General features: G+C 49.8%; 17 protein-coding genes and 1 tRNA gene. 13 read left to right on the top strand and 5 right to left on the bottom strand.

Annotated elements, in window-relative coordinates:
• Positions 1 to 335 precede the first annotated feature (335 nt).
• The gene (locus DXC57_RS05470; protein ID WP_118651489.1) at positions 336 to 1319 is read left to right on the top strand and encodes a 3'-5' exonuclease; all 984 of its coding nucleotides are present in this window, start codon (positions 336 to 338) and stop codon (positions 1317 to 1319) included.
• 158 nt (positions 1320 to 1477) lie between these two features.
• Here DXC57_RS05470 and DXC57_RS15680 read toward each other — a convergent pair whose 3' ends face one another.
• Entirely contained in the window at positions 1478 to 3847 is a 2370-nt protein-coding gene (locus DXC57_RS15680; protein ID WP_243101294.1) for a TIGR01906 family membrane protein, read from the bottom strand.
• A gap of 440 nt (positions 3848 to 4287) precedes the next feature.
• Here DXC57_RS15680 and DXC57_RS05485 point away from each other — a divergent pair, with 440 nt between their 5' ends.
• Positions 4288 to 4950: an HAD family phosphatase gene (locus tag DXC57_RS05485; RefSeq protein WP_107000922.1), complete on the top strand. Its 663-nt coding sequence runs from the start codon at positions 4288 to 4290 to the stop codon at positions 4948 to 4950.
• 140 nt (positions 4951 to 5090) lie between these two features.
• Here the strand turns inward: DXC57_RS05485 and DXC57_RS05490 are convergent, their stop codons facing one another.
• Positions 5091 to 5993, bottom strand: coding sequence for an SH3 domain-containing protein (locus DXC57_RS05490; protein ID WP_107000921.1), 903 nt, complete (start codon positions 5991 to 5993; stop codon positions 5091 to 5093).
• Positions 5994 to 6569: 576 nt separating this feature from the next.
• On the opposite strand from DXC57_RS05490, the gene trmB reads away from it, so the two are divergent.
• From trmB to trxA, 3 genes are all read left to right on the top strand, one after another.
• Positions 6570 to 7205: a tRNA (guanosine(46)-N7)-methyltransferase TrmB gene (trmB, locus tag DXC57_RS05500; RefSeq protein WP_118651493.1), complete on the top strand. Its 636-nt coding sequence runs from the start codon at positions 6570 to 6572 to the stop codon at positions 7203 to 7205.
• Positions 7206 to 7422: 217 nt separating this feature from the next.
• On the top strand, positions 7423 to 7566 hold the full coding sequence (locus DXC57_RS15440) for a hypothetical protein (RefSeq protein WP_181357206.1): 144 nt from the start codon (positions 7423 to 7425) through the stop codon (positions 7564 to 7566).
• A gap of 61 nt (positions 7567 to 7627) precedes the next feature.
• Entirely contained in the window at positions 7628 to 7945 is a 318-nt protein-coding gene (gene trxA, locus DXC57_RS05505; RefSeq protein ID WP_118468980.1) for a thioredoxin, read from the top strand.
• Positions 7946 to 8206: 261 nt separating this feature from the next.
• On the opposite strand, the gene DXC57_RS05510 is transcribed toward trxA, so the two are convergent.
• A tRNA-Lys gene (locus DXC57_RS05510) sits at positions 8207 to 8279 on the bottom strand.
• 735 nt (positions 8280 to 9014) lie between these two features.
• Here DXC57_RS05510 and nrdD point away from each other — a divergent pair.
• From nrdD to DXC57_RS05525, 3 genes are all read left to right on the top strand, one after another.
• On the top strand, positions 9015 to 11204 hold the full coding sequence (nrdD, locus tag DXC57_RS05515) for an anaerobic ribonucleoside-triphosphate reductase (protein ID WP_118651495.1): 2190 nt from the start codon (positions 9015 to 9017) through the stop codon (positions 11202 to 11204).
• 47 nt (positions 11205 to 11251) lie between these two features.
• On the top strand, positions 11252 to 11749 hold the full coding sequence (gene nrdG, locus DXC57_RS05520) for an anaerobic ribonucleoside-triphosphate reductase activating protein (RefSeq protein ID WP_118468976.1): 498 nt from the start codon (positions 11252 to 11254) through the stop codon (positions 11747 to 11749).
• A gap of 209 nt (positions 11750 to 11958) precedes the next feature.
• Positions 11959 to 12933, top strand: coding sequence for a hypothetical protein (locus DXC57_RS05525; RefSeq protein ID WP_118651497.1), 975 nt, complete (start codon positions 11959 to 11961; stop codon positions 12931 to 12933).
• Positions 12934 to 13129: 196 nt separating this feature from the next.
• On the opposite strand, the gene DXC57_RS05535 is transcribed toward DXC57_RS05525, so the two are convergent.
• Together DXC57_RS05535 and DXC57_RS05540 are read right to left on the bottom strand one after the other, a co-directional pair.
• Complete coding sequence (locus tag DXC57_RS05535) at positions 13130 to 13369, bottom strand: helix-turn-helix transcriptional regulator (protein WP_022359127.1); 240 nt, start codon at positions 13367 to 13369, stop codon at positions 13130 to 13132.
• 215 nt (positions 13370 to 13584) lie between these two features.
• A complete protein-coding gene (locus DXC57_RS05540; protein WP_118637604.1) occupies positions 13585 to 14502 on the bottom strand; it encodes an AraC family transcriptional regulator in 918 nt (305 codons plus the stop codon).
• A gap of 448 nt (positions 14503 to 14950) precedes the next feature.
• Between DXC57_RS05540 and DXC57_RS05545 the strand changes: the two genes are divergently transcribed.
• Genes DXC57_RS05545 through DXC57_RS05565 form a run of 5 tightly spaced genes read left to right on the top strand, consistent with a single transcriptional unit; the run spans position 14951 to position 21098 of the window.
• The gene (locus DXC57_RS05545) at positions 14951 to 16894 is read left to right on the top strand and encodes a beta-L-arabinofuranosidase domain-containing protein (RefSeq protein ID WP_118651501.1); all 1944 of its coding nucleotides are present in this window, start codon (positions 14951 to 14953) and stop codon (positions 16892 to 16894) included.
• A gap of 4 nt (positions 16895 to 16898) precedes the next feature.
• Entirely contained in the window at positions 16899 to 17936 is a 1038-nt protein-coding gene (locus DXC57_RS05550) for an ABC transporter permease (protein ID WP_118651503.1), read from the top strand.
• 11 nt (positions 17937 to 17947) lie between these two features.
• Positions 17948 to 19072, top strand: a complete 1125-nt coding sequence (opp3C, locus tag DXC57_RS05555) for an oligopeptide ABC transporter permease (protein ID WP_242995811.1) — start codon at positions 17948 to 17950, stop codon at positions 19070 to 19072.
• A gap of 11 nt (positions 19073 to 19083) precedes the next feature.
• A complete protein-coding gene (locus DXC57_RS05560) occupies positions 19084 to 20163 on the top strand; it encodes an ABC transporter ATP-binding protein (protein ID WP_022359122.1) in 1080 nt (359 codons plus the stop codon).
• Positions 20160 to 21098 (top strand): ATP-binding cassette domain-containing protein, encoded by a 939-nt coding sequence (locus DXC57_RS05565; RefSeq protein WP_022359121.1) that lies wholly within the window; start codon positions 20160 to 20162, stop codon positions 21096 to 21098. The genes DXC57_RS05560 and DXC57_RS05565 overlap by 4 nt, the downstream gene beginning before the upstream one ends.
• Positions 21099 to 21204: the final 106 nt, after the last annotated feature.

The raw sequence follows: 21204 nt of genomic DNA on the forward strand, positions 1-21204 counted from the left end.
GAAGTATAGCAAAGATGGAAGCACTCTGCCAGTGGTTCTATGTAAAAAATATGTTACTGTACACGCATACGTGTCCAGTAACGGAATTTGCCGTGGCTTCGCATTTAAATACGGCAAATTCCTGCTACCACCACGTTTTCTTACGGCACTTTCGGTTCCCAAAGTGCCTACCCGTGTATAGTAACAAAAATATTACTGTCCCCACATGTGTGCCCGGTAACCTAATATGGACTTATACACAGATTTGTGGTAAAGTTATGGACAGTGACAACGTGAAGAAAGAAAAGTAAGAGGTAACGCGGAGAAAACGGAACCGTTACAAAGAGACGAGAATTATGGGACAGTTTATAGTATTGGATCTGGAATGGAACCAGAGTCCGGCGGGCAAGGAAGGCTCGATGAACCGGCTTCCATTTGAGATTATTGAGATAGGCGCGGTAAAATTAAATAAAAATCTTCAAATTATTTCGGAATTTCGCCGTCTGATCCGCCCGCGGGTGTACCGGCAGATGCATTATAAGATATCAGAAGTGACGCATATGTCGATCGAGCAGCTTGACACAGAAGGCGAGGATTTTGTACGTGCGATGACCGAATTTTTAGAATGGTGCGGGGATGATTATCGGTTCTGTACGTGGGGCTCGATGGATCTGACCGAATTGCAGCGGAATATGGTGTATCACGGGATGGATCTGCAGTTTCCGTCGCCGCTTCTCTACTATGATTTGCAGAAAATCTATGCCCTGATCCACGGCACCAAGCAAAAGGAGTCGTTAGATACCGTGGTAGAGGAATTGCACCTCACGGAAGACCGCCCGTTCCACCGGGCGCTGGATGATGCGTACTACACGGGGCGTGTCATGAGTGAGATGGACTTTTACAGCATGATGGAGTATGTTTCAGTGGATTATTACCAGCCGCCGCTGACGGAGGAGGAAGAGATCTACCTGGAATTTCCAGAATATGCGAAATTTGTGTCGCGTGAGCATGAGACGAAGGAAGAGATTTTGGAGGAACGGCGTGTGGCGGAGATGGTTTGTTACAAATGCCGCCGGACCTTGCGGAAAAAGATCCGCTGGTTTTCCTCAAACCAGAAATTTTACTTCTGTCTGGCGGTCTGCCCGGAGCACGGTTATATGAAGGGAAAGATCCGGATGAAGAAGTCGGAGGACGGATCGTTTTTTGCTGTTAAGACGACGAAGCTGGTTGGTGAAGAGGGAGCGGCCTACGTGGAGCAGAAGAAGGAGGAAACGAAGAAGAAGCGCGCGGAACGCAACAAGGCGAAGAAGTCTGGAAAGGCGGCAGAAGCAGCCGAGTAGGGTAAAGGCAGCCGGGCGGATGGAGCGTATGAAATAGGAATTAGAGAAAAGAAAAAATTCATAGAAAAGAGTTACTGGATATGGAAATGTTTCTCCTGCCTGTTTAGAGTAAGGTAAAAGAAGAGAATTTCCACATCTGGTAACTCTTTTTGTGTCAGTTATGGGATTTTATGCGAACGTTTCTTCCTTTTTTTCGCCAGCGCCGTTCGGCGGTCCTGCATCATCAGGTCGAAATCTGCTTCGGACATTCCGCTGTCGCGCAGACGTTCTGCGCGCCGTCTGCGGCGTTCTGCGAGGGCGTCCTCCTCCTGGCGGCGCTGCATCTGGAGAAAACGGATGCCGGCGGTGACCGCGCCGATCACGACAAGAATGGCGGTCAGTGCAGCGATGAATGCCGGTGGAACGCGGACGGAAATATGAAACAGCTGTCCAAAGGATTTACCGGTGGAACTATTTTCCTGATTAGCAGCCGATTCGGGCGGATTGGAGAGCGGCAAGACCTCCGAGGAGCCGTTTGAGAGGGCAGTGTCGGAGCTGTCCTGCGCGGCAGCTGTTGCCGCCTGGGATACAAGCTTTTCGGGAATATCTGCCGCTGTCTGGCTGCTGTCGGTGAGGGTCAGATATGCCTGGCCAACCTTGTGATCGCCGAGCGAATAAGTGACACAGGCGATCGTGCCGTCCGGTGCGCCAGCCGGGATCTCATAGTCGAAGGAGGTCGTTGTCTCCGAGAAATCCGCTGTTTTTGGAAGTACCACGCGGCTATCTGGGTCGATGGACAGGGATTCGCCCCCGGCGGTAGATACATCTGCAATTTTCAAATCTTTTCCGATATTTGAAAAAGTTTGATCATAATCTGCAATTTTGACTGACTGGAAATTGTTAAATCCAAAGTCGAGCAGCCGGCTGGTATCCTCATACTGCGTGTTGTTGCTGTGCAGGATGACGGTAATCAGTGTCGTATCGCCCTGTCTGGCACCATTGACCAGTGTGTTGAGGGCGATGGAGGTATAACCGGTTTTGCCGCCGAGGACGTCCGGACGGTAGTACTGCGGCCAGTTCTTTTTGACCAGCTTATTGCCCGGGGAGATGCCCTGTCCCTCGGGATTTTTCTGGTTCGGCGGCAGTTTATAGTAGGTTGTCTCGACGATCTTGGCAAACGTAGGATTTTCAAATGCCGCCCGCGTGATGAGCGCCATGTCGTAGGCGCTGACATAGTGTTCCTCGTTATTCAGACCGCTCGGATTTGCAAAATGCGAATCCTGGCACCCAAGCTCGGCGGCTTTTTCATTCATCAAAACAGCAAATGCATCAGCGGAGCCAGCTACGTGCTCGGCGAGTGCGTTGGCAGCCTCATTGGCTGATTTTAAAAGCAGGGCGTAGAGGCAGTCCTTGACGCTGGCAGTATCGCCTGTATCGTATCCGGCGCTGCTGCTGTTGGATTCCACGTTGTAGACCGCGCTCTCGGAAAAGGTAACTGTCTCATCGAGGGAACAGTGCTCCAGAACGATGAGGGAGGTCAGAACCTTCGTGATACTGGCGGGAGAGTAGGTTTCATGGATGTTTTTTCCATATAAAACGACTCCGGTGTTGGCGTCCATGACGATCCCGGCATCGGAGTCAATCGAAATGTCCGACGGCCATTCAGTGGAGGCAAGCGCCTGCATCGGGGCGGCGAGCAGGGACAGCAAAAGTGTACCAATTAAAAACAAGGACAACTTGCTGCCTGTGCTGCCAGCTATTTTCGTCTTCAAATCCGGAGCAGCCGGGTGGCTGGAACTACCTGGAGAGCTGCCGCTTCCGGAATTTCCGGAATTTTCTGCCCCTGATTTGCCCCTGCGGTGTTCCCGCAGGATACATGCAAGGCAGAGAAGAAACAGGGCGCCGGTCATCAGGCAGAAGGTGATGCCGATCCGGGCGGCGGTGTCCATGAAAAATGGTTCCGGCACGATGTTGATCAGAAGATCGGTCCGCGGATCGAGCTGCCAGAGATCATTGGTAAAGAAGATTTTGTGGAAAATAATAAAATATTTCGTAAAATCAGTGGAAATGATCCCGGCAAGCAGGGCGGTCACGCCCAAAAATAAAACCGTCCCGGCGCAGAGCATCCGTGGCAGCAGGTGTTTTAACGGAACCTTGAAAAGTGCCAGCAGTGCAACCGATGCCGCTGCCAGAAACAGGCAGAGGCGGCGCAGCGCCAGTCCTCCGAGAAAGAGGTTGCGGACATCCGCCATGTGCGCCTTCTCCCTGGCGTTGAAAAATTCGCGCGGCGTCCCGTCTACGACGGTGTCAATGTTCAGATCGTCGCGGCTGCCGCGCAGATACGCCATCATCTCGTCCGTCACGTAAAGCAGGTCGTTCATCTCCATATGGACATCATCGGCAACCTGGTAGCGGGTATATTCATTTTCATAATAATGCGGCGTCCAGTAGGCGACGGCTTCCACCGAGGTGATCAGAAACACGATCATCAGACTGAAAGCACAGATAAGCCCCAGAAGCCAGCTTAAATATGTTTTTTTCTGTGTCATATAAAACCTTTCGCGGCTGTCAGGTTGTGGTACAGCTGCAGCCTTTCATTTTATGTGATAAATTTGTAAAGAGGTCGTTTGTTCTATTTTCCTTGAAACGGCTCTGTATGTTAAAGTTTCCGTTTCGTTATCCAGTATAACAGTTTCGGGGAAGCATGAAAAGGCGCGAAATGGAAAAATATGTGAAATTTTTGTTACTGTTTACGGGTAGGCACTTTTGGAACCGAAAGTGCCGTAAGAAAACATGGTGGCAGCAGGAATTTGCCGTATTTAAATGCGAAGCCACGGCAAATTCCGTTACTGGGCACGATGCGTGAACAGTAATAAATTTTTCGAAAGAATGGCGGGAGGGTGGAATAGGGGCTTGCCAGCTGGCGGAGGATTCCTGTATACTGGGGGGAGATGTTATAATCTGGATCAGAAAGAGAGAGGATACGAATATGATAAAGGCAGTCATCTTTGATATGGATGGGGTCATCATTGACAGTGAAGGAATTTATCTGAATTATCTGTATGAATATGCAAAAACGAAAAATCCGGAGGTGACTCTGGAGAGTCTGCACGGGACGGTGGGGACGACGAAGCAGGATTGCTGGATGGTTGTGGAGAAGGCGATCCACAATGGTCAGACCTGGCAGGAGCTGCATGACGAGTATCTGGGGCGCTGGACGGACATTTTTAATTCGATTGATTATCTCTCGATCTTCCGCCCGGAGATTCTGGATGTGATGGATCGCCTGAAAGCAGAGGGCTTCCGGCTGGCGGTCGCATCCGCGACGAATATTGAGCAGGTGGAGCGCATTTTAAAGGAAAATGGCGTGGCGTCCCGTCTGGAGCGGATGATCAGTGCGAGTACGTTCAAGCGCAGCAAGCCGGATCCGGCGGTTTACCTCTATACGGCGGAGCAGATGGGCCTGCAGCCGGAGGAGTGCCTTGTGATTGAGGATTCGACGGTCGGCATCACGGCGGGGCACTGCGCGGGAATGACAGTGGCGGCGCTCATCGATAACCGTTTTTCCTTTGACCGGAGTCTGGCGGACTATGAGTTAAATTCGCTGGAGGAGATTGTGCCGCTGGCGGAGAAAATTCGGGATTTGAAGTAAAATTTGAGTTGAGTAAATTCAGGGATTCATTGCGGAAAGTATAATTGCGAAAGTGATGAACCATTGTACAAAGAAAATGAAAAGGAACCATGTATGTCAGGGAGAAGAATCACTGCATGTATGGTTCCTTTTTTGGCTGATTACTGCGAAACCTGCCGGATAAAGTCTCTGGAAACGTAGGCTTCCTGTCCGTTGTAGCTGATTACCGCCCATTTTTCGTCGTAATCACGGAGATATTCCACATCGGTATCTGGTGCTAGAACACCAATCCTGTCGGTGTCGGTGGATGGTTCCGGACGGACATTGACTGTGTCGGTGGTCCGGTAAACGGTCGATTCTGCGGCAACGGTCTCTGCCTCGGTTTCTGGAGCCAGCGATTCGGTGCTGACGGCTGCAGTAGAATCCGGTTTGGCATCCGTCGCAGGGCGTATCATCTTGATGATCAAAAGCAGCAGGATGATAATAATAATCAGAAGCACTGGTTTAATAATGCTTCGAAATTCAAAAGACGGACCGCCTGCATAGGCGCGCGGACGGCGTCCCTCGGAGCTGCCGGAACGTGTGCCGGCAGGTTTTCCGTTTCCAGAGCTGGCAGAGGAATGTCGGCTGTTCCCGCGAAGGCGGGAAGAAGCGGGGGTTGGAGCTGCACTTCGGGAAGCCCGGGTGGATTTTTTTGTGTCATTGTAGTCATTTGCGAAGGTGTAGACCTCCTGCGACAGAAGGTGATGCGCCTGATTGGCGTTGTAGGCGCTGTTGTCTCCCTCATGGATCGCCTTGTTGCCGATCGTGCGGATCTTGTGGTAATGTTCGCAGGTGGTCTTGCTGATTTTTCCGGCGCTGTAGAGGGCGTCGATCATCTCCAGAAGACCGGTTTCCAGAATGCCATACCGCTCGCAGAGGCATTTGACCATGTATTCAAGGGTCTGGCGGGCTTTCACCATCGCCAGGTTATAATTCTTCTGTCCGATCAGGCGTTCGGTCTCGCGAACCCCGCCGTGGATCTGTTCCCAGGTGCTCTGACCTGTGTTAGCTGTTGTTCCCATAGGCATATCCTCCTGTGTATATGATGCAGGTCCGAAACCGGCGCGCCGGCGGCTGTTCCCGGACGTATACTGACTTTTGAATGTCCGGCAAACGGGTGAAAAGACGGCAGCCATTTCGTGACCGTATGTTTGGTTTTGCTCTAAAATTATTATAATATAATCGGTTGAATTATTCATCTATAAAATGATGAAAATTGGAAAAGTTATGAAATTTGTAAGAAAAGGACACAAAGTCGGACGGATTAGAAGGGACGGCATGGAGGAGAGTGGAGGCTGTTTATGGGCAGGCATTTTTGGAACCGAAAGTGCCACAAGAAAACGTGGTGGCAGCAGGAATTTGCCGTATTTAAATGCGAAGCCACGGCAAATTCCGTTACTGGGCACGTATGCGTGAACAGTAACACGGGGATCGTAAAATGGTGTGAAAATAGAGCACCTTTGCTTGCGAAATGGGGACTTCAATGGTAAGATAAGGATAGATCCGGCGGGTAAGCCGGGGCGTCTCAACGGAATGATACGGTACGGAAGAAAGTCCATCCGGGACGGCGCAGATTGTAGACAGCAGGAGGAACGAAGATGAGATTACGCCATATACCGGGCGCAGAGCAGATGATAGAAGAAAACCCGCATGTGGTTCATGGGGCGAAAGAGAAGAAGGGAACCTGGCAGCAGATTTTTGGAAATGACCATCCGATCCGTATCGAGGTGGGTATGGGTAAAGGTCAGTTTATTTTGGAGCAGGCGTCCCGCAACCCGGATGTGAATTTTGTGGGTATTGAGAAATATTCGACGGTTCTTTTAAAGGCGATCCGCAAGAGAGAACAGATGGAACTGTCCAATATCTATTTCTTATGTGAGGATGCCAGAGAACTGGCAGAGATTTTTGGACCGGGGGAAGTAGAGCGGATTTATTTGAATTTTTCGGATCCGTGGCCGAAAGACCGCCATGCGAGACGGAGACTGACCTCGCCGCCATTTATGGCAGTGTACGATCGGATTCTCCAGAAGGATGGAAGAGTCGAGTTCAAGACGGACAACCAGGATTTATTTTCCTATTCCCTGGAAGCCATCCCGGAGGCGGGCTGGCGCATCACAGAATATACCCGTGACCTGCACCACAGCGAGATGGCAGAGGGCAACGTCATGACCGAGTACGAGGCAAAGTTCTCGGCGCAGGGCAAGCCGATCTGCAAGCTGGTGGCAGTGCGGTAGGAAAATCGTTACTGGGCACGTATGCGTGAACAGTAACAAATCGGGCAGGATTTGACGGTTATCTGAGCTGGCAGAGCCGGAATAAAGAAAATAAAAGCTGCATATATTTACTATAATATAAAGAAGGATGGCTGGATGCGCGGCGGTGTTTTTTGTGAGAAACCTGGACTCACATGAATGGTAACGAGGCGCGCAGAGCGTTTGCCAGAAGTCAGGAATGGATATTAAAAAGCAGCTTACACGAAAACTTATTCAGGCGACCAGCGATAAGGTGGAACTGAATAAACAGGCGTTAAAATGGAAAAAATCGATGGAAGAGGCAGCAAAGGCACTGGGAGGCGGTAAAAAGAAGCCGTCGTAAAGAGAAACAGGGCACTTCTGTTGACTGCCTGTATGGATAGAACGAAAGGAGGAAATGAGTGATGGAAATGAAGTTTACGACCGCGAATTTTGAGGAGGAGGTACTGAAATCGGAGATTCCGGTACTGGTTGATTTTTATGCAGACTGGTGCGGTCCGTGCCAGATGATGGCGCCGGTGATCGGGCAGCTGGCGGGCGAGTATGAGGGAAGAGTGAAGATCGGAAAGCTGAATGTCGATGAGAACCCGGATATTGCAGTCCGGTATAAGGTTATGTCGATCCCGACGATGATTATTTTCCGGAATGGGGAAGTGTTCAGCAAGGAAGTCGGCGCTAGTTCAAAGAAGGAAGTGGAGAAGGCGATTGGGCGGGCGCTGTAAAAGCTGCGTCTTTGGAGTCCGGCGTGGGGCAGTTTGAAAAGAGTCGTATCTTTGAAATCCGGCGTGCGGCAGCTCGAAAAAGCTGGCGCTTTTCCTCGCTGTAGGGCATTCGCCCTATAAAACAAAAAAGGTATAACTTCTGATGCTTATGTGCGAGCACAACGCCTCAGAAGCCATACCTTTTTTATTTTGCACGCCTCATTGCATAAACACAAAGTGCCTGCCCCACAGCTCTCGGTCTGCGAAACAAGCACTTGATAGTGCGCCTTCAGGGACTCGAACCCTGGACAAATAGATTAAGAGTCTACTGCTCTACCAACTGAGCTAAAGGCGCTTATTTTGTTTTCTTGCGGATGCCTCATCCGTAAGACATGAATTATTCTACTCCATCCAGAATAAAATGTCAACAGTTTTTTAAATATTTTTAAAAATATTTTAAAAAGCATTATTTTCGGTATTTTTAAAACAGATAAGGGCATGGGCGAAGGAGACTCAGAGGGTATATGGGATGCAGCCATGGGAGAAATGACGAGGTGAGTTTTGCACATGGGACGGTGGATAAGTCTGGAAAGAACGTCGTGGAAAGGGGATCACAGATTTGGGTGTTTGTAAAGGGAGAAAATGATTTTTGTGCAAAATTCTGATTCGAAAAAATATAGGGGAATCCTCTTCCATTTTTAATCTAATTGGTGTATGCTTAAATACGTCACAACGAACACACTATATATTGTGTTATGAAAGAAAATGAGTTCAATATTTTGTGTGTAATTCTAAAAATTACCTAAATACAAATCAAAAATAAAGCCAATCGTAAGACAAGTCGGAACGGAAAAGAATCCTGTCAGTGAAGGCATCCGGACATGAAAAATAGCCTGTCAGAAGAAGGCGCTTCTCTCATGAATGAGGAAATGAGGGTAAGCTGGGGGACGGGAAATGGATACAGATGGATGTTCGATATATGCCATAAAAGTAGAAAGAGAAATCACAGAAACAGGAACCGGCGAGTCAATTTATAGATTATAGAAGACAAGTCATAAAACGGGCTTAAGGGTAAGGAGAGGGAACAGGGATGGAAGACACAGTAACAACCAATGTAATCAAACGAAATGGAGAAGAAGTACATTTTGACCGGGCGAAGATCGTAAATGCGATCACGAAAGCGAACGGCAATGTGGAGCGTATTCACCAGATGAACCCGTACCAGATTGAAGCGATTGCAGATACGATCGCCGAGCAGGTACAGGAGACGCCGCACGCGGTGAATGTGGAAGACATCCAGGATATGGTAGAGACCAGCATTATGGAGATGCGTGGTTATGAGGTTGCACAGAAATATGTGCGCTACCGCTACCGCAGGGAGTTAAAACGCAAGTCCAACACGACCGATAACGGCATCCTGGCACTTTTGGACCATATTAATGAAGAAGTGAATCAGGAAAACTCCAACAAGAACCCGGTCATCAACTCGACCCAGCGTGACTACATGGCGGGCGAGGTCAGCAAGGACTTATCCAAGCGTGTGCTGCTGCCGGAGGAGATTGTCCGTGCGCATGAGGAAGGCATCATCCATTTCCATGATACCGACTATTTTGCACAGAAGGAGCACAACTGCGACCTGATCAATCTGGAGGATATGCTGCAGAATGGCACTGTGATCAGTGAGACGATGATCGAGAAGCCGCACAGTTTCTTTACGGCCTGCAACGTGACCACCCAGATCGTGGCGCAGGTAGCCAGCAACCAGTATGGCGGACAGTCCTTTACTCTGGCGCATCTGGCACCGTTTGTGGACATCAGCCGTCAGAAGCTGCGCAAGAACGTGATTGCAGAGCGCACCGAGTGCGGCGAGGCACTGGATGAGGATATCATCAACCGCGTGACCGAACGACGTCTGCGCGAGGAGGTTAAGAGCGGCATCCAGACGATCCAGTACCAGCTTATCACCCTGATGACCTGTAACGGACAGGCTCCGTTTGTCACGGTATTTATGTATCTGGACGAAGTTCCGGAGGGACGGACCAGAGATGACCTTGCGATGATCATCGAGGAAGTGATGCTGCAGAGAATGCAGGGCGTCAAGAATGAAAAGGGTGTCTGGATCACACCGGCGTTCCCGAAGCTTATCTATGTGCTGGATGAGGACAATATTACGGAAGGTTCGAAATATTGGCACCTGACTGAGCTGGCAGCGAAATGTACCGCGAAACGGATGGTTCCGGACTACATTTCCGCTAAGATTATGAAAGAATTAAAGAAGGGCGAGGTTTACCCGTGCATGGGCTGCCGTTCTTTCCTGACGGTAGAGGATTCCCAGATGCTGCCGAACGGCAGGCATAAATTCTATGGACGTTTCAACCAGGGTGTTGTCACGATTAACCTGGTCGATGTGGCTTGTTCTTCGGAGGGAGATATGGACCGTTTCTGGCAGATTCTTGATGAGAGACTGGAACTGTGCCATCGTGCGCTCCGCTGCCGTCATGAGAGGCTGCTCGGCACGATCTCCGATGTGGCGCCGATTCTGTGGCAGAATGGTGCGCTTGCCCGCCTGAAAAAGGGTGAGACGATCGACAAACTCCTGTACAACGGCTATTCTACGATTTCTCTGGGATATGCAGGTCTGTATGAGATGTGTATGCGGATGTTAGGAAAATCCCACACCGATCCGGAGGCGAAGCCATTTGCACTGAAAGTTATGCAGCGTCTGAATGATAAATGCAAAGAGTGGAGAGAGGCGGAGAACATCAGCTATTCTGTATACGGCACGCCGATGGAGTCTACGACTTATAAATTTGCAAAATGCCTGCAGAAGCGCTTCGGTATCATTCCGGGCGTTACGGATAAGAACTATATCACGAACAGCTACCATGTACACGTATCCGAGAAGATTGATGCGTTCAGTAAGCTGAAATTTGAGGCAGAGTTCCAGAAGCTCTCCCCGGGCGGTGCGATCAGCTACATCGAGGTGCCGAATATGCAGACTAATATTCCGGCAGTTCTCTCTGTAATGCAGTTTATCTACAATAACATTATGTACGCGGAGCTGAACACCAAGAGTGATTTCTGTGAGAAGTGTGGCTATGACGGCGAGATCAAGATTGTTGAGGATGAGGCTGGCAAGCTGGTGTGGGAGTGCCCGAACTGCGGCAACCGCGACCAGAACAAGCTCTTTGTCGCACGTCGTACCTGCGGCTACATCGGAACCCAGTTCTGGAACCAGGGACGTACCCAGGAGATCCGGGATCGGGTGCTGCATCTGTAGGATGTGGTGAAAGCCTCCGAGAGTACATTGGTCTAGGGGAGGAAGATATGTATTACGGAACCATCAAAAAGTATGATATTGCCAACGGTCCTGGCGTGCGCGTCAGCTTGTTTGTGTCGGGCTGCCGCCATCACTGCAAGGGCTGTTTCAATGCGGAGACGTGGGATTTCCGATATGGACGGTTATATACAGAAGAGACGGAGAAAGAGATTTTAGCGGCATTGGAGCCGGGATATATACAGGGCTTTACGCTGCTCGGCGGAGAACCGTTTGAGCCAGAAAACCAGATGGAACTGGTACATTTACTCCGGAAGGTGCGCGAGACGTATCCGGAGAAGGATATCTGGTGCTACAGCGGCTATCTGTGGGATCGGGATCTGGCAGCCGGCGGCGTGGTCCATACAGAGGTGACAGACGAGATGCTGTCCTATGTGGATGTGCTGGTGGACGGAGAGTTCGTGGAAGCGGAGAAGGATCTGACCCTGCAGTTTCGCGGAAGCCGGAACCAGAGGATTCTGGAGCTTAAGAGAATAGGAAGAAAATAATAAGAATGAGATAAAAAGCTGCTGCAGATCGGAAAAAAACTTTCTGATCTGCGGCAGCTTTTTGCATTACAAGGGAGATACAGCAAGCATATACGTGCCTTTGTAATCCGGGGCAGGCTATCATAAGTGGATATTTTCTTCAAGGGGCATAAATAACCCACCTAAGCATCCGCATTTGTGGTAAGATGGACTTAATAGGGGGTATAGCTATGGAGTCTGGAATTCTGATGATTGTGATAGTGGTTATTGGTGTCTTTTATCCGGTATATACAGCCTGGATTTCTCTGGTGGCGGCACCGGTGTATCTAAAGATAGGTTTCCTGTTTGCGATGGCAGGAGCACTTCTCGTCATGAGAATCCTGCGGAAAGAAAAGCAGATAAAATGGATAGTTCTGATCGGCATTCTGGGGGCATATGCCTGGAGTCTGTATAGTTGGTATGACGAAGAGTGCCATTACCAGTATGCGAGAAGCGTGCATGGAGATTCGGGCAATGCTTTGATGCTGTTTGTTGGCACCTTTACATGTCTGATACCGTTGTTTTTGCTGGATGCCGAACTGACCTGGTGGATGGAGTCCCGGAAGAAAAAGAAAGAAGAGAGTCCTGAATCTGAGAAGGAAACAGAGAAAAAAGAAAACCGTCTGGCAGCAGGAATGAAAAACTGGTTTGGAAAGCATCGCCAGACTCTCTGTACGCTGCTTATCTGTGCGATGGGCTGTGGACTTCTCGTGGTTCTGCTATATCCGTATAAGTGCTGGGAAGAAGGATGTTACAATCTGGCCTTTGATGGCATATACTGTGAACAGCACAGGGCAGAGAAGATAGAAGAAAGTAAACGGGAAGAAGAGGAACGTAAAAAAAGAGAACGGGCTGAGCTGATAGAATTACAGAAGAAAAAAGAAGAAGAGGAATCAAGAAGCTACGAGGAATATCTTAAGCGGATAGAAGAGGATCCCTTGTGGGAACTGAAACAACGGAGCCGTAAAAACACACCTGTGCAGAGGGGAATACCACCGGTGCAAAAGAATCTCCAGAATCCCTATGCGGCTTATGATGCAGGATATGATGATGTTATGGAAGGTGATGATTATGACTGGGATCGCTACCGCCGGGATTCAGAATATGCCGATGGTGTAGATGATGCCCTGGATGAGCGGGAAGAGTATGGACGGGATGACTGGTAAGGTATCTTGCTGGTGGACACCTTATATATAATATTCGGATAGGTTAAGCGGTACTGTCTTTTCAGAGGCGGTACCGCTTCTGTTTTTAAAAATAGGATCACCAAAAAGAGCTGTCACAAAAGCCGGTGCAAACCGTCGGTTGACAGCTCTTTTTTTTGCGTGCGATCCGCACATGAAATCACTTGTTTCCGAATGTTTAATACATTCCATCGTAAGGATCTTCTTCCTCATGAACTTCAAATAGATCGCCGGGCGTACAGTCCAGTGCGGAGCAGATGCGGGCGATGGTGCTGAAGCGGATGGATTCAGTTTCATTGTCCAGAATTCGGCTGGCATTTTTGTAGCCAAGCCCGGTCATGGCGATAAAACGGTATTTCGTCAGACGCTTTTCAGCCAAAAGTTTATGAATGCGAAGTTTAATCGTGACAGTTTTCAATTCGGAATTTCCTCCTTTGTATACACACAGTGTCACATTAAATATAAAGGATTTTCAATGTGCGGATAACTGGCTTAAACAATAGCTGATGTAAAGAAACTGATAGATACATTAAAAAACTGTTCACTGGTTTGTGTATAAAAAAGAACTGCCACGCTCATGGCAGTTCTTACGAAAACAAATAGATAGTAAAAAACATCAGCTGTGAATCGCCTCTAAGGCGCCTCACTCCCCCCATTCTCTTCTGCGTAAAACATCCGGTACTGCGCCGGGGTGATGCCGATCTCCTGCTTAAATACGCGGATAAAATAGGATGGGATCCGCAGTCCTACCATCTCACCGACCGACTGGATCGTGGCGTCGGAGTGTAGGAGAAGCTGGGAGGCGTGTTCGATGCGTAGTTTTTTCAGGTACTGCATCGGGCTGGCGCCGTATGCCTGGTGGAAACTGCGGATTAAGTGGGACGGGCTGTAGGAATACTGGCGCGCCAGATCGTTTAAGGAGATCTCCTCCGTGTAGTGGGCATCCAGATAGTCGCGCAGCGTCCGGGCGATGCTTTCCTTCTCGCGGCTGTAGCAGTACGGCGCATAGAGAACCTGGAGAAATTCAATGAAATCATTCTGGAGCTCAAACGGCGTCCGCACGGAGGACGGAAAGCTCTTTTTCTGTGTGTATTTGCTGAAAGAAACCAGGTTCATCCGCTGCAGATACTTTTCCAGCTTCTCCCGGTTGGCTTCCGGCACGGTGCCGGTGCGCGGCAGAGAGAGAATGAAATTCTGCGGCGAATAGTAAAATTTCGGCGCGGCGCGCCGGGTTACGTTGTCCGGGTAAAATTCATCGGACAGGCTGTATTTGCCGTTGGTATAGAAATGCACCCAGCTCGTCGTGGTCTTTTCCTGGCAGACGCGGCTGCCGCGGTGCGGGGTATCGGGGGTAATGATAAAAAACTGCCCGGCATTCAGTTCAATGCGGAACGGATCCTGTTCGAGATACAAAGTTCCGCTGTGAACATAGATAAGATCAAAGACATTTCGGATCGTCCGGCGCTCATGGATATCGCCGGGGCGGTAAACACATCCGCCTCCAACGATAAAATAAGGAAGGGGCGGACAGTTTAAATTAATAAAATTCATGATGTATGTACTCCCGTTTAAATAAAAACAGCCACGTAACAGGAATCCTGTCTGAACTGCAGAGAGGCAAACGAAAAACAGGACAACTTTGTCAGGTTGTTAAACAAATTTAAAATATCAATTTTATTATATCAAATAGAAAGAAAAACAGCAAGAATCTGTTTGGAAAATCCCTTATATTTGCAGAAAAAAACACTATACTTGGGAAAATAAGAGGGGATGAATGAAAAATAAAGAAAAATCAGAGAAAAAGAAGGAATGAAATCAGGCTGATTTTGTTCTATAAAAATACGCGTATTCTTTTCTATAATATGCAAAATGTGTTAGATCGCTTTTCCACTATTTGAATGGTATACTTATAAGAAAACATACAAAAAAAGAAGTCTTTTTCAGATTATTAATAGGCGCTTACGGATAAGTGAATAATAAATCAGGAGGTTTTCTGTGAATGATAAAAAAGGAGACAAGTTTCATTGATTTGAAACAGGTAAAGATAGACGACCCGTTCTTTTCGCGGGTACAGAATGTGGTAATTCACACGATGCTTCCGTATCAGGAACGGGTGCTTCACGATGAGGTGTCCGGAATCCGAAAGAGCCATGTGATTAAAAACTTCCGCATTGCAGCGGGAGATGAGAAAGGAACGTATTACGGGCGTGTATTTCAGGACAGCGACCTGGCGAAATGGCTGGAGGCGGTGGCGTACTCACTGACCGTCGAGGCAAATCCAGAGCTGGAGGCGCGTGCCGATGCGATCATCGACCTGATCGGGCGGGCGCAGCAGCCGGACGGCTACCTGGATACCTATTTCATTGCGGCGGAGCCGGAACATAAGTGGCAGAACCTGACGGACTGCCATGAGATGTACTGTGCCGGACATATGACGGAGGCAGGCGTCGCGTACTATCAGGCGACGGGAAAGACGAAGCTTTTAGATATCTGCTGCAAGCTGTGCGATCATATCGATCGGCGGTTCGGACGGGAAGCAGGCAAAGTAACCGGCATTCCGGGACATGAGGAGATCGAGCTGGCGCTGATGCGGCTTTATCAGGCAACCGGGGAAGAGAGATACCGGAAGCTGGCGGCATATTTTATCGATGAGCGCGGACGGGATCCGGAGTTCTTCCATAAAGAAGCGGCGGCTAGAAGCTGGAGCCGCACCGATTACATGGACAAGCAGCCGCCGTCCTACATGCAGAACCACAAGCCGGTGCGTGAGCAGGATACGGTGGAAGGACACGCGGTCCGTTGTATGTATCTTCTGACGGCGGCGGCAAACCTGGCAGCGCAGAATCATGATGAGGCGCTGATGGCAGCCTGCCGGAAGATGTGGGACAACATGGTAGACCGGCGGATGTACATAACGGGTGGAATCGGTTCCACCTATTACGGCGAGGCATTTACCGTGGATTATGATTTGCCGAATGATACCGCTTACGCGGAAACGTGTGCGGCGGTGGGGGTCTGCTTCTTCGCGAAACAGATGCTGGAGGCGGATCCGGACGCGCGGTATGCAGATATTCTGGAGCGGGAGATTTACAACGGAACCATCAGCGGCATGCAGTTAGACGGAACGAAATTCTTTTATATCAATCAGCTTGAAGCCAATCCGGGCATGCCGACCAACGCATACGGCGAGGAAGAGTACACGCCGGAGCGGATCGGCTGGTATGACTGTGCATGCTGTCCTCCGAACCTGGCGCGTCTGATGACCTCACTTGGTTCCTATGTATGGTCTTCAAGTGAAAATACGATCTATTCCCACCTGTTTGTCGGGGGAACGGCTACCTTTGAAACAGCGGGCGGCGTGAAGATAGCGCTTACATCGAAATATCCGTGGAACGGCTCCGTTACCTACACGGTAGAACCGGAGCAGGCGGGAGCAGAATTTACTTTGGCAGTCCGTTATCCGGGCTGGTGCCATCAGATGCAGGTGAAGGTCAATGGCATACCGGTTTCCGGGGCAGTCAAGACAGACAAGGGCTACTGGATGATCCAGAGAAGCTGGCAGCCTGGTGATACTGTTTCCTGCGAGATGGAGATGGAGCCGGAGCGGGTCTATGCACACCCGATGGTGCGGGCGGATGCCGGATGCGTGGCACTCAGACGCGGACCAATCATCTACACCTTTGAGGGCGTGGACAACGGAGAGGATCTTCAGACACTGCGGATTCCGCGGGAGGCGAAGATTGAAGTGCTTCCGTATCAGGCGGATCTGCTGGAAGGTATCGTGGCGCTGCGCGTGACGGGCTGCCGGAAGAAAACGGCGGTTAATCCGGCGCTTTATGCAGAAGATGCGGCACCGGAAGAGGTGGTAACCCTGCAGGCAATTCCGTACTATGCATGGTGCAACCGCGGCATGACGCATATGCGCGTGTGGATGCAGGAATAGAGAGATAAAACCGTTTGTCTTATTTTATACTTCGGAGTTGAAAAAATATCCGGGCTATAAGAGAAGGAGAGAGACGTATTATATTAAGAAAGAAGGGAGTACGGACATGAAGAAATATATCGGAAAACGTATCATGATTTCTCTTGTCACGCTTCTGATCATCATCCTGGTACTTTTTATGCTGCTGCAGCTGATGCCGGGATCTCCGTTCAACGATGAAAAGCTGACCGCGGATCAGATTGCGATGATGTCGAAGAAATATGGACTGGACAAACCGTTGATCGTACAGTTTTTCACGTATGTGAAGAACCTGCTGCAGGGCGATTTTGGTGTATCGTATGTTATTTCCAAGGATACCTCCATTTCGGTTCTGTTAAAGAACCGTGTGCCGGTCAGCTTTGGAATCGGACTGGAGGCAGTTTCCTTCGGTGCGGTAGTCGGACTGATTTTAGGTATTCTGGCAGCGCTCAAGAAAAATAGCTGGCTTGATACCATCTGTACTGTGATTTCAGTTCTGGGCGTCAGCCTTCCGTCCTATGTTTTTGCATTGGTTATGGCATATTTCATCGGCTACAAGGCACAGTGGCTGCCGCTTCTGTTTGACGGCAAGAGGTTCTTCGCATCGTCGATCATGCCGATGCTGGCGCTGTCGATGTTTACGGTAGCGACGGTGGCTCGATTTACGAGAACCTCCCTTCTGGAGGTGCTGGACAGCGACTACATGCTGCTTGCGGAGAGCAAGGGAATCACGGGACGCCCGCTTCTGGTGCGCCATGCACTTCGAAACGCGCTGATCCCGATCATTACGGTACTGGCGCCGCTGGTTGTCGATCTGATGATTGGTTCCCTGGTTATCGAGAAGATCTTCTCGATTCCGGGCATCGGAAGCTTAATGATTGCAGCGATTCAGTCCAACGATTACAACGTGACGATTTCGCTGGCATTTATCTACAGTGTCATGTACATTGTCCTGATGCTGGTGGTTGACGTCCTGTACGGAATTATCGACCCGAGAATCCGTCTGGCGAAGAAATCGGATTGAGAGGTGATGGCATGAAAAAACGGAGTGACGAAAAGACAGATGAGAAAATGACAGGCGGGGATGTGGCTTCCGTTCGGGAGCATGTGTTATCACCCGAAGAATATTTAAGCCAGATCGAATTTCTGGACGATGATTTTGAATTCCAGCACAAAGACGGCTTTGAACATGTCGATACAAACTTTGCAAGCCAGAGCTACTGGAAAGAGGCAATTGCACGGTTTAAGAAAAATAAGGGCGCAATGTTCAGCTTTGTCTGTATTCTGTTTCTGATTGTGATGGCGCTTGTCGGACCTCACATGAACCAGTTTACCTACGATCAGCAGATTATTACCAACCAGAACATGGCGCCGAGAGTGCCGGGACTGGAAAATATGGGTATCTTAGATGGTTCTGAGACGATCCGTACATCCACCGGAAGTAAAGAAATCAACTATTATGAGAGCAACGATCTGACCGATACCTACTACTGGTTTGGTTCCGATTCGCTGGGACGCGACCTCTGGACCAGAACCTGGAGCGGAACGCGGATCAGCCTGTATGTAGCGGTGCTGGCGGTATTCATCGACCTTGCGTTTGGTCTGACGTATGGACTTGTATCCGGATATTTTGGTGGAAAAGTCGATATGATCATGCAGCGTATCGTCGAGATACTAAACAGTATTCCGTACCTGATCACGGTTACCCTGCTTTTGTTAGTCATGAAACCGGGGCTTATGTCCATCACGTTCGCCCTGATGTTTTCCGGGTGGCTGGGCATGAGCCGAATCGCCCGCGCGGAGGTCTTAAAGCTGAAAGAGCAGGAATATGTGCTTGCTTCCCGGACGCTGGGAGCAAAGAGTTTCCGCATTATTTTCAAAGAGATTTTACCAAATATTTTTGGTCCTCTGATTACACAGACGATGTTCTCGATCCCGCATGCGATCTTTACCGAGGCATTCTTAGCCTTTATTGGCCTGGGTGTGCCGGAGCCGATGGCTTCGCTGGGTTCCCTGATTTCGAGTGGATATCAGAACTTTACAAGCCATCCGTACATGATCGTGTTCCCGTTAATTGTCATGGGACTTCTGATGCTGTGCTTTAACATGCTGGCGGATGGTCTGCGTGATGCATTGGATCCGAAGATGAAGGATATGTAGGAGGAAATGGCATGGAGAAAAAAGAAGAAATTTTACGAGTGCGGAATCTGGACATTTCCTTCGAGACGACAGCCGGAGTGGTCAATGCCGTCCGGGGCGTCAACCTGACGGTAAACCGGGGCGAGACGGTTGCAATCGTTGGGGAATCCGGTTCCGGTAAATCGGTTTCTGCGAAGGCGATCATGGGAATCCTGGCAAAGAACGGAACAATCGACCGCGGACAGATCACATTTTCATATTACCGTAACCCGGAGGAACGGGTCACCAGAGAAATTCTGCAGATGAAAAAAGAGGAAATCCGCCGCCATATCAACGGAAAACGGATCGCGATGGTCTTCCAGGATCCGATGACCTCCTTAAACCCGCTGATGCCGGTTGGGAAACAGATCATGGAAGGCATGATCTGGCATTACCATACACCGAAGGAAGAGGCATATAAGAAGGCGCTGGAGCTGATGAAGCTGGTCGGCATCACCGACGCGGAGAAGCGAATCAAAAACTATCCGCACCAGCTCTCCGGTGGTATGCGCCAGAGAATTGTCATTGCGATCGCACTGGCGTGCGATCCGGAGCTTTTAATCTGCGACGAGCCGACGACGGCGCTGGACGTTACGATTCAGTCGAAGATTCTGGAACTGATTCAGGAGATTCAGAAAAAACGGCAGCTGTCGGTTATCTATATCACGCACGATCTGGGCGTCGTTGCGAAGGTTGCCGATTATGTCAACGTCATGTATGCAGGCAAGATCGTCGAGAGCGGCACGGTCGAGGATGTATTCTACGATCCGCGCCACCCGTACACATGGGGACTTCTCTCCGCGATGCCAGATCTGGGAACGGACGACGAACGTCTTTACACAATCCCGGGCAGCCCGCCAAACCTGCTTCACAAGGTAACGGGCGATGCGTTTGCACCGCGGAATAAATATGCGTTAAACATTGACAGTCGTCTGGAGCCGCCGATGTTCAAGATATCGGAGACACACAGCGCCGCGACATGGCTGCTGCATCCGAAGGCGCCGAAGGTCGATATGCCGCCGGAGCTTCGGGATCGAATTGAGAGAATGAAGAAAGAGGGGGGAATCGCATGAGTACAGTGACAGAGACAAACAAAAAGCCCCTTCTGGAAGTAAAAGGACTCAAGCAATACTTTCCGGTCAGCCGGAAATTTACCGTAAAAGCGGTTGAGGATGTCAGTTTTTATATCAATCCGGGCGAGACCTATGGTCTTGTGGGGGAATCTGGATCGGGAAAGACGACGATCGGGCGGGCGCTGATCCGCCTCTACGATCCGACCGCAGGACAAATTACCTTTGACGGGATGGATATTTCCGGAAAAATGAGCCGCCAGACAGAGGCGAGACTCAGAAGTGATATGCAGATGATTTTCCAGGATCCGATGGCATGTTTAAATCCGCGCCAGAAAGTAGCGGATATCATTGCACAGGGGCTGGATATCCATCACCGGTACCATTCCCAGAAAGAGCGGACCGAGATGGTGGCAGACATCCTCCACAAGGTAGGTCTGGCGCCGGAACATGCAAACCGGTACCCGCATCAGTTTTCCGGTGGTCAGCGGCAGCGTGTCGGCATCGCCCGGGCGCTTGTCATGAACCCGAAGCTGATCATTGCCGATGAGTGTATCTCGGCGCTCGATATGTCCATTCAGGCGCAGGTTGTCAACTTGATGAAGGACATCCAGGACGAGACGGGGCTTGCATACCTCTTCATCGCCCACGACCTCTCGATGGTTAAATATATTTCCGACCGCATCGGCGTTCTTCATCTGGGCTACCTTCTGGAGACGGGCACGACGGAGGAGATCTTCTCCCATCCGGTACATCCGTACACCCGAAGCCTGATTTCGGCGATCCCGAACCCGAACCCGGTGGTAGAGCGCAGCCGGATTGCACTGCACTATGATTATAAGACGAGCGGCCTGGATTACGGCGCAGGTACGATGCATCAGATTGAGGGCACACATTTTGTGCGCGGAACCGATGCAGATTTGGAAAAATGGGTGTAGATTTAAAAGAAAGCCGATGCATTCCGGCACAAAATCAACCATAATAAATGTGATAAAATGACCTGTTTAGCGGGTGATTTTATAGATGAGCCGAACCAGCAGACAA

This window comes from Clostridium sp. TF06-15AC (assembly GCF_003481165.1).
Classification (GTDB): domain Bacteria; phylum Bacillota; class Clostridia; order Lachnospirales; family Lachnospiraceae; genus Otoolea; species Otoolea fessa.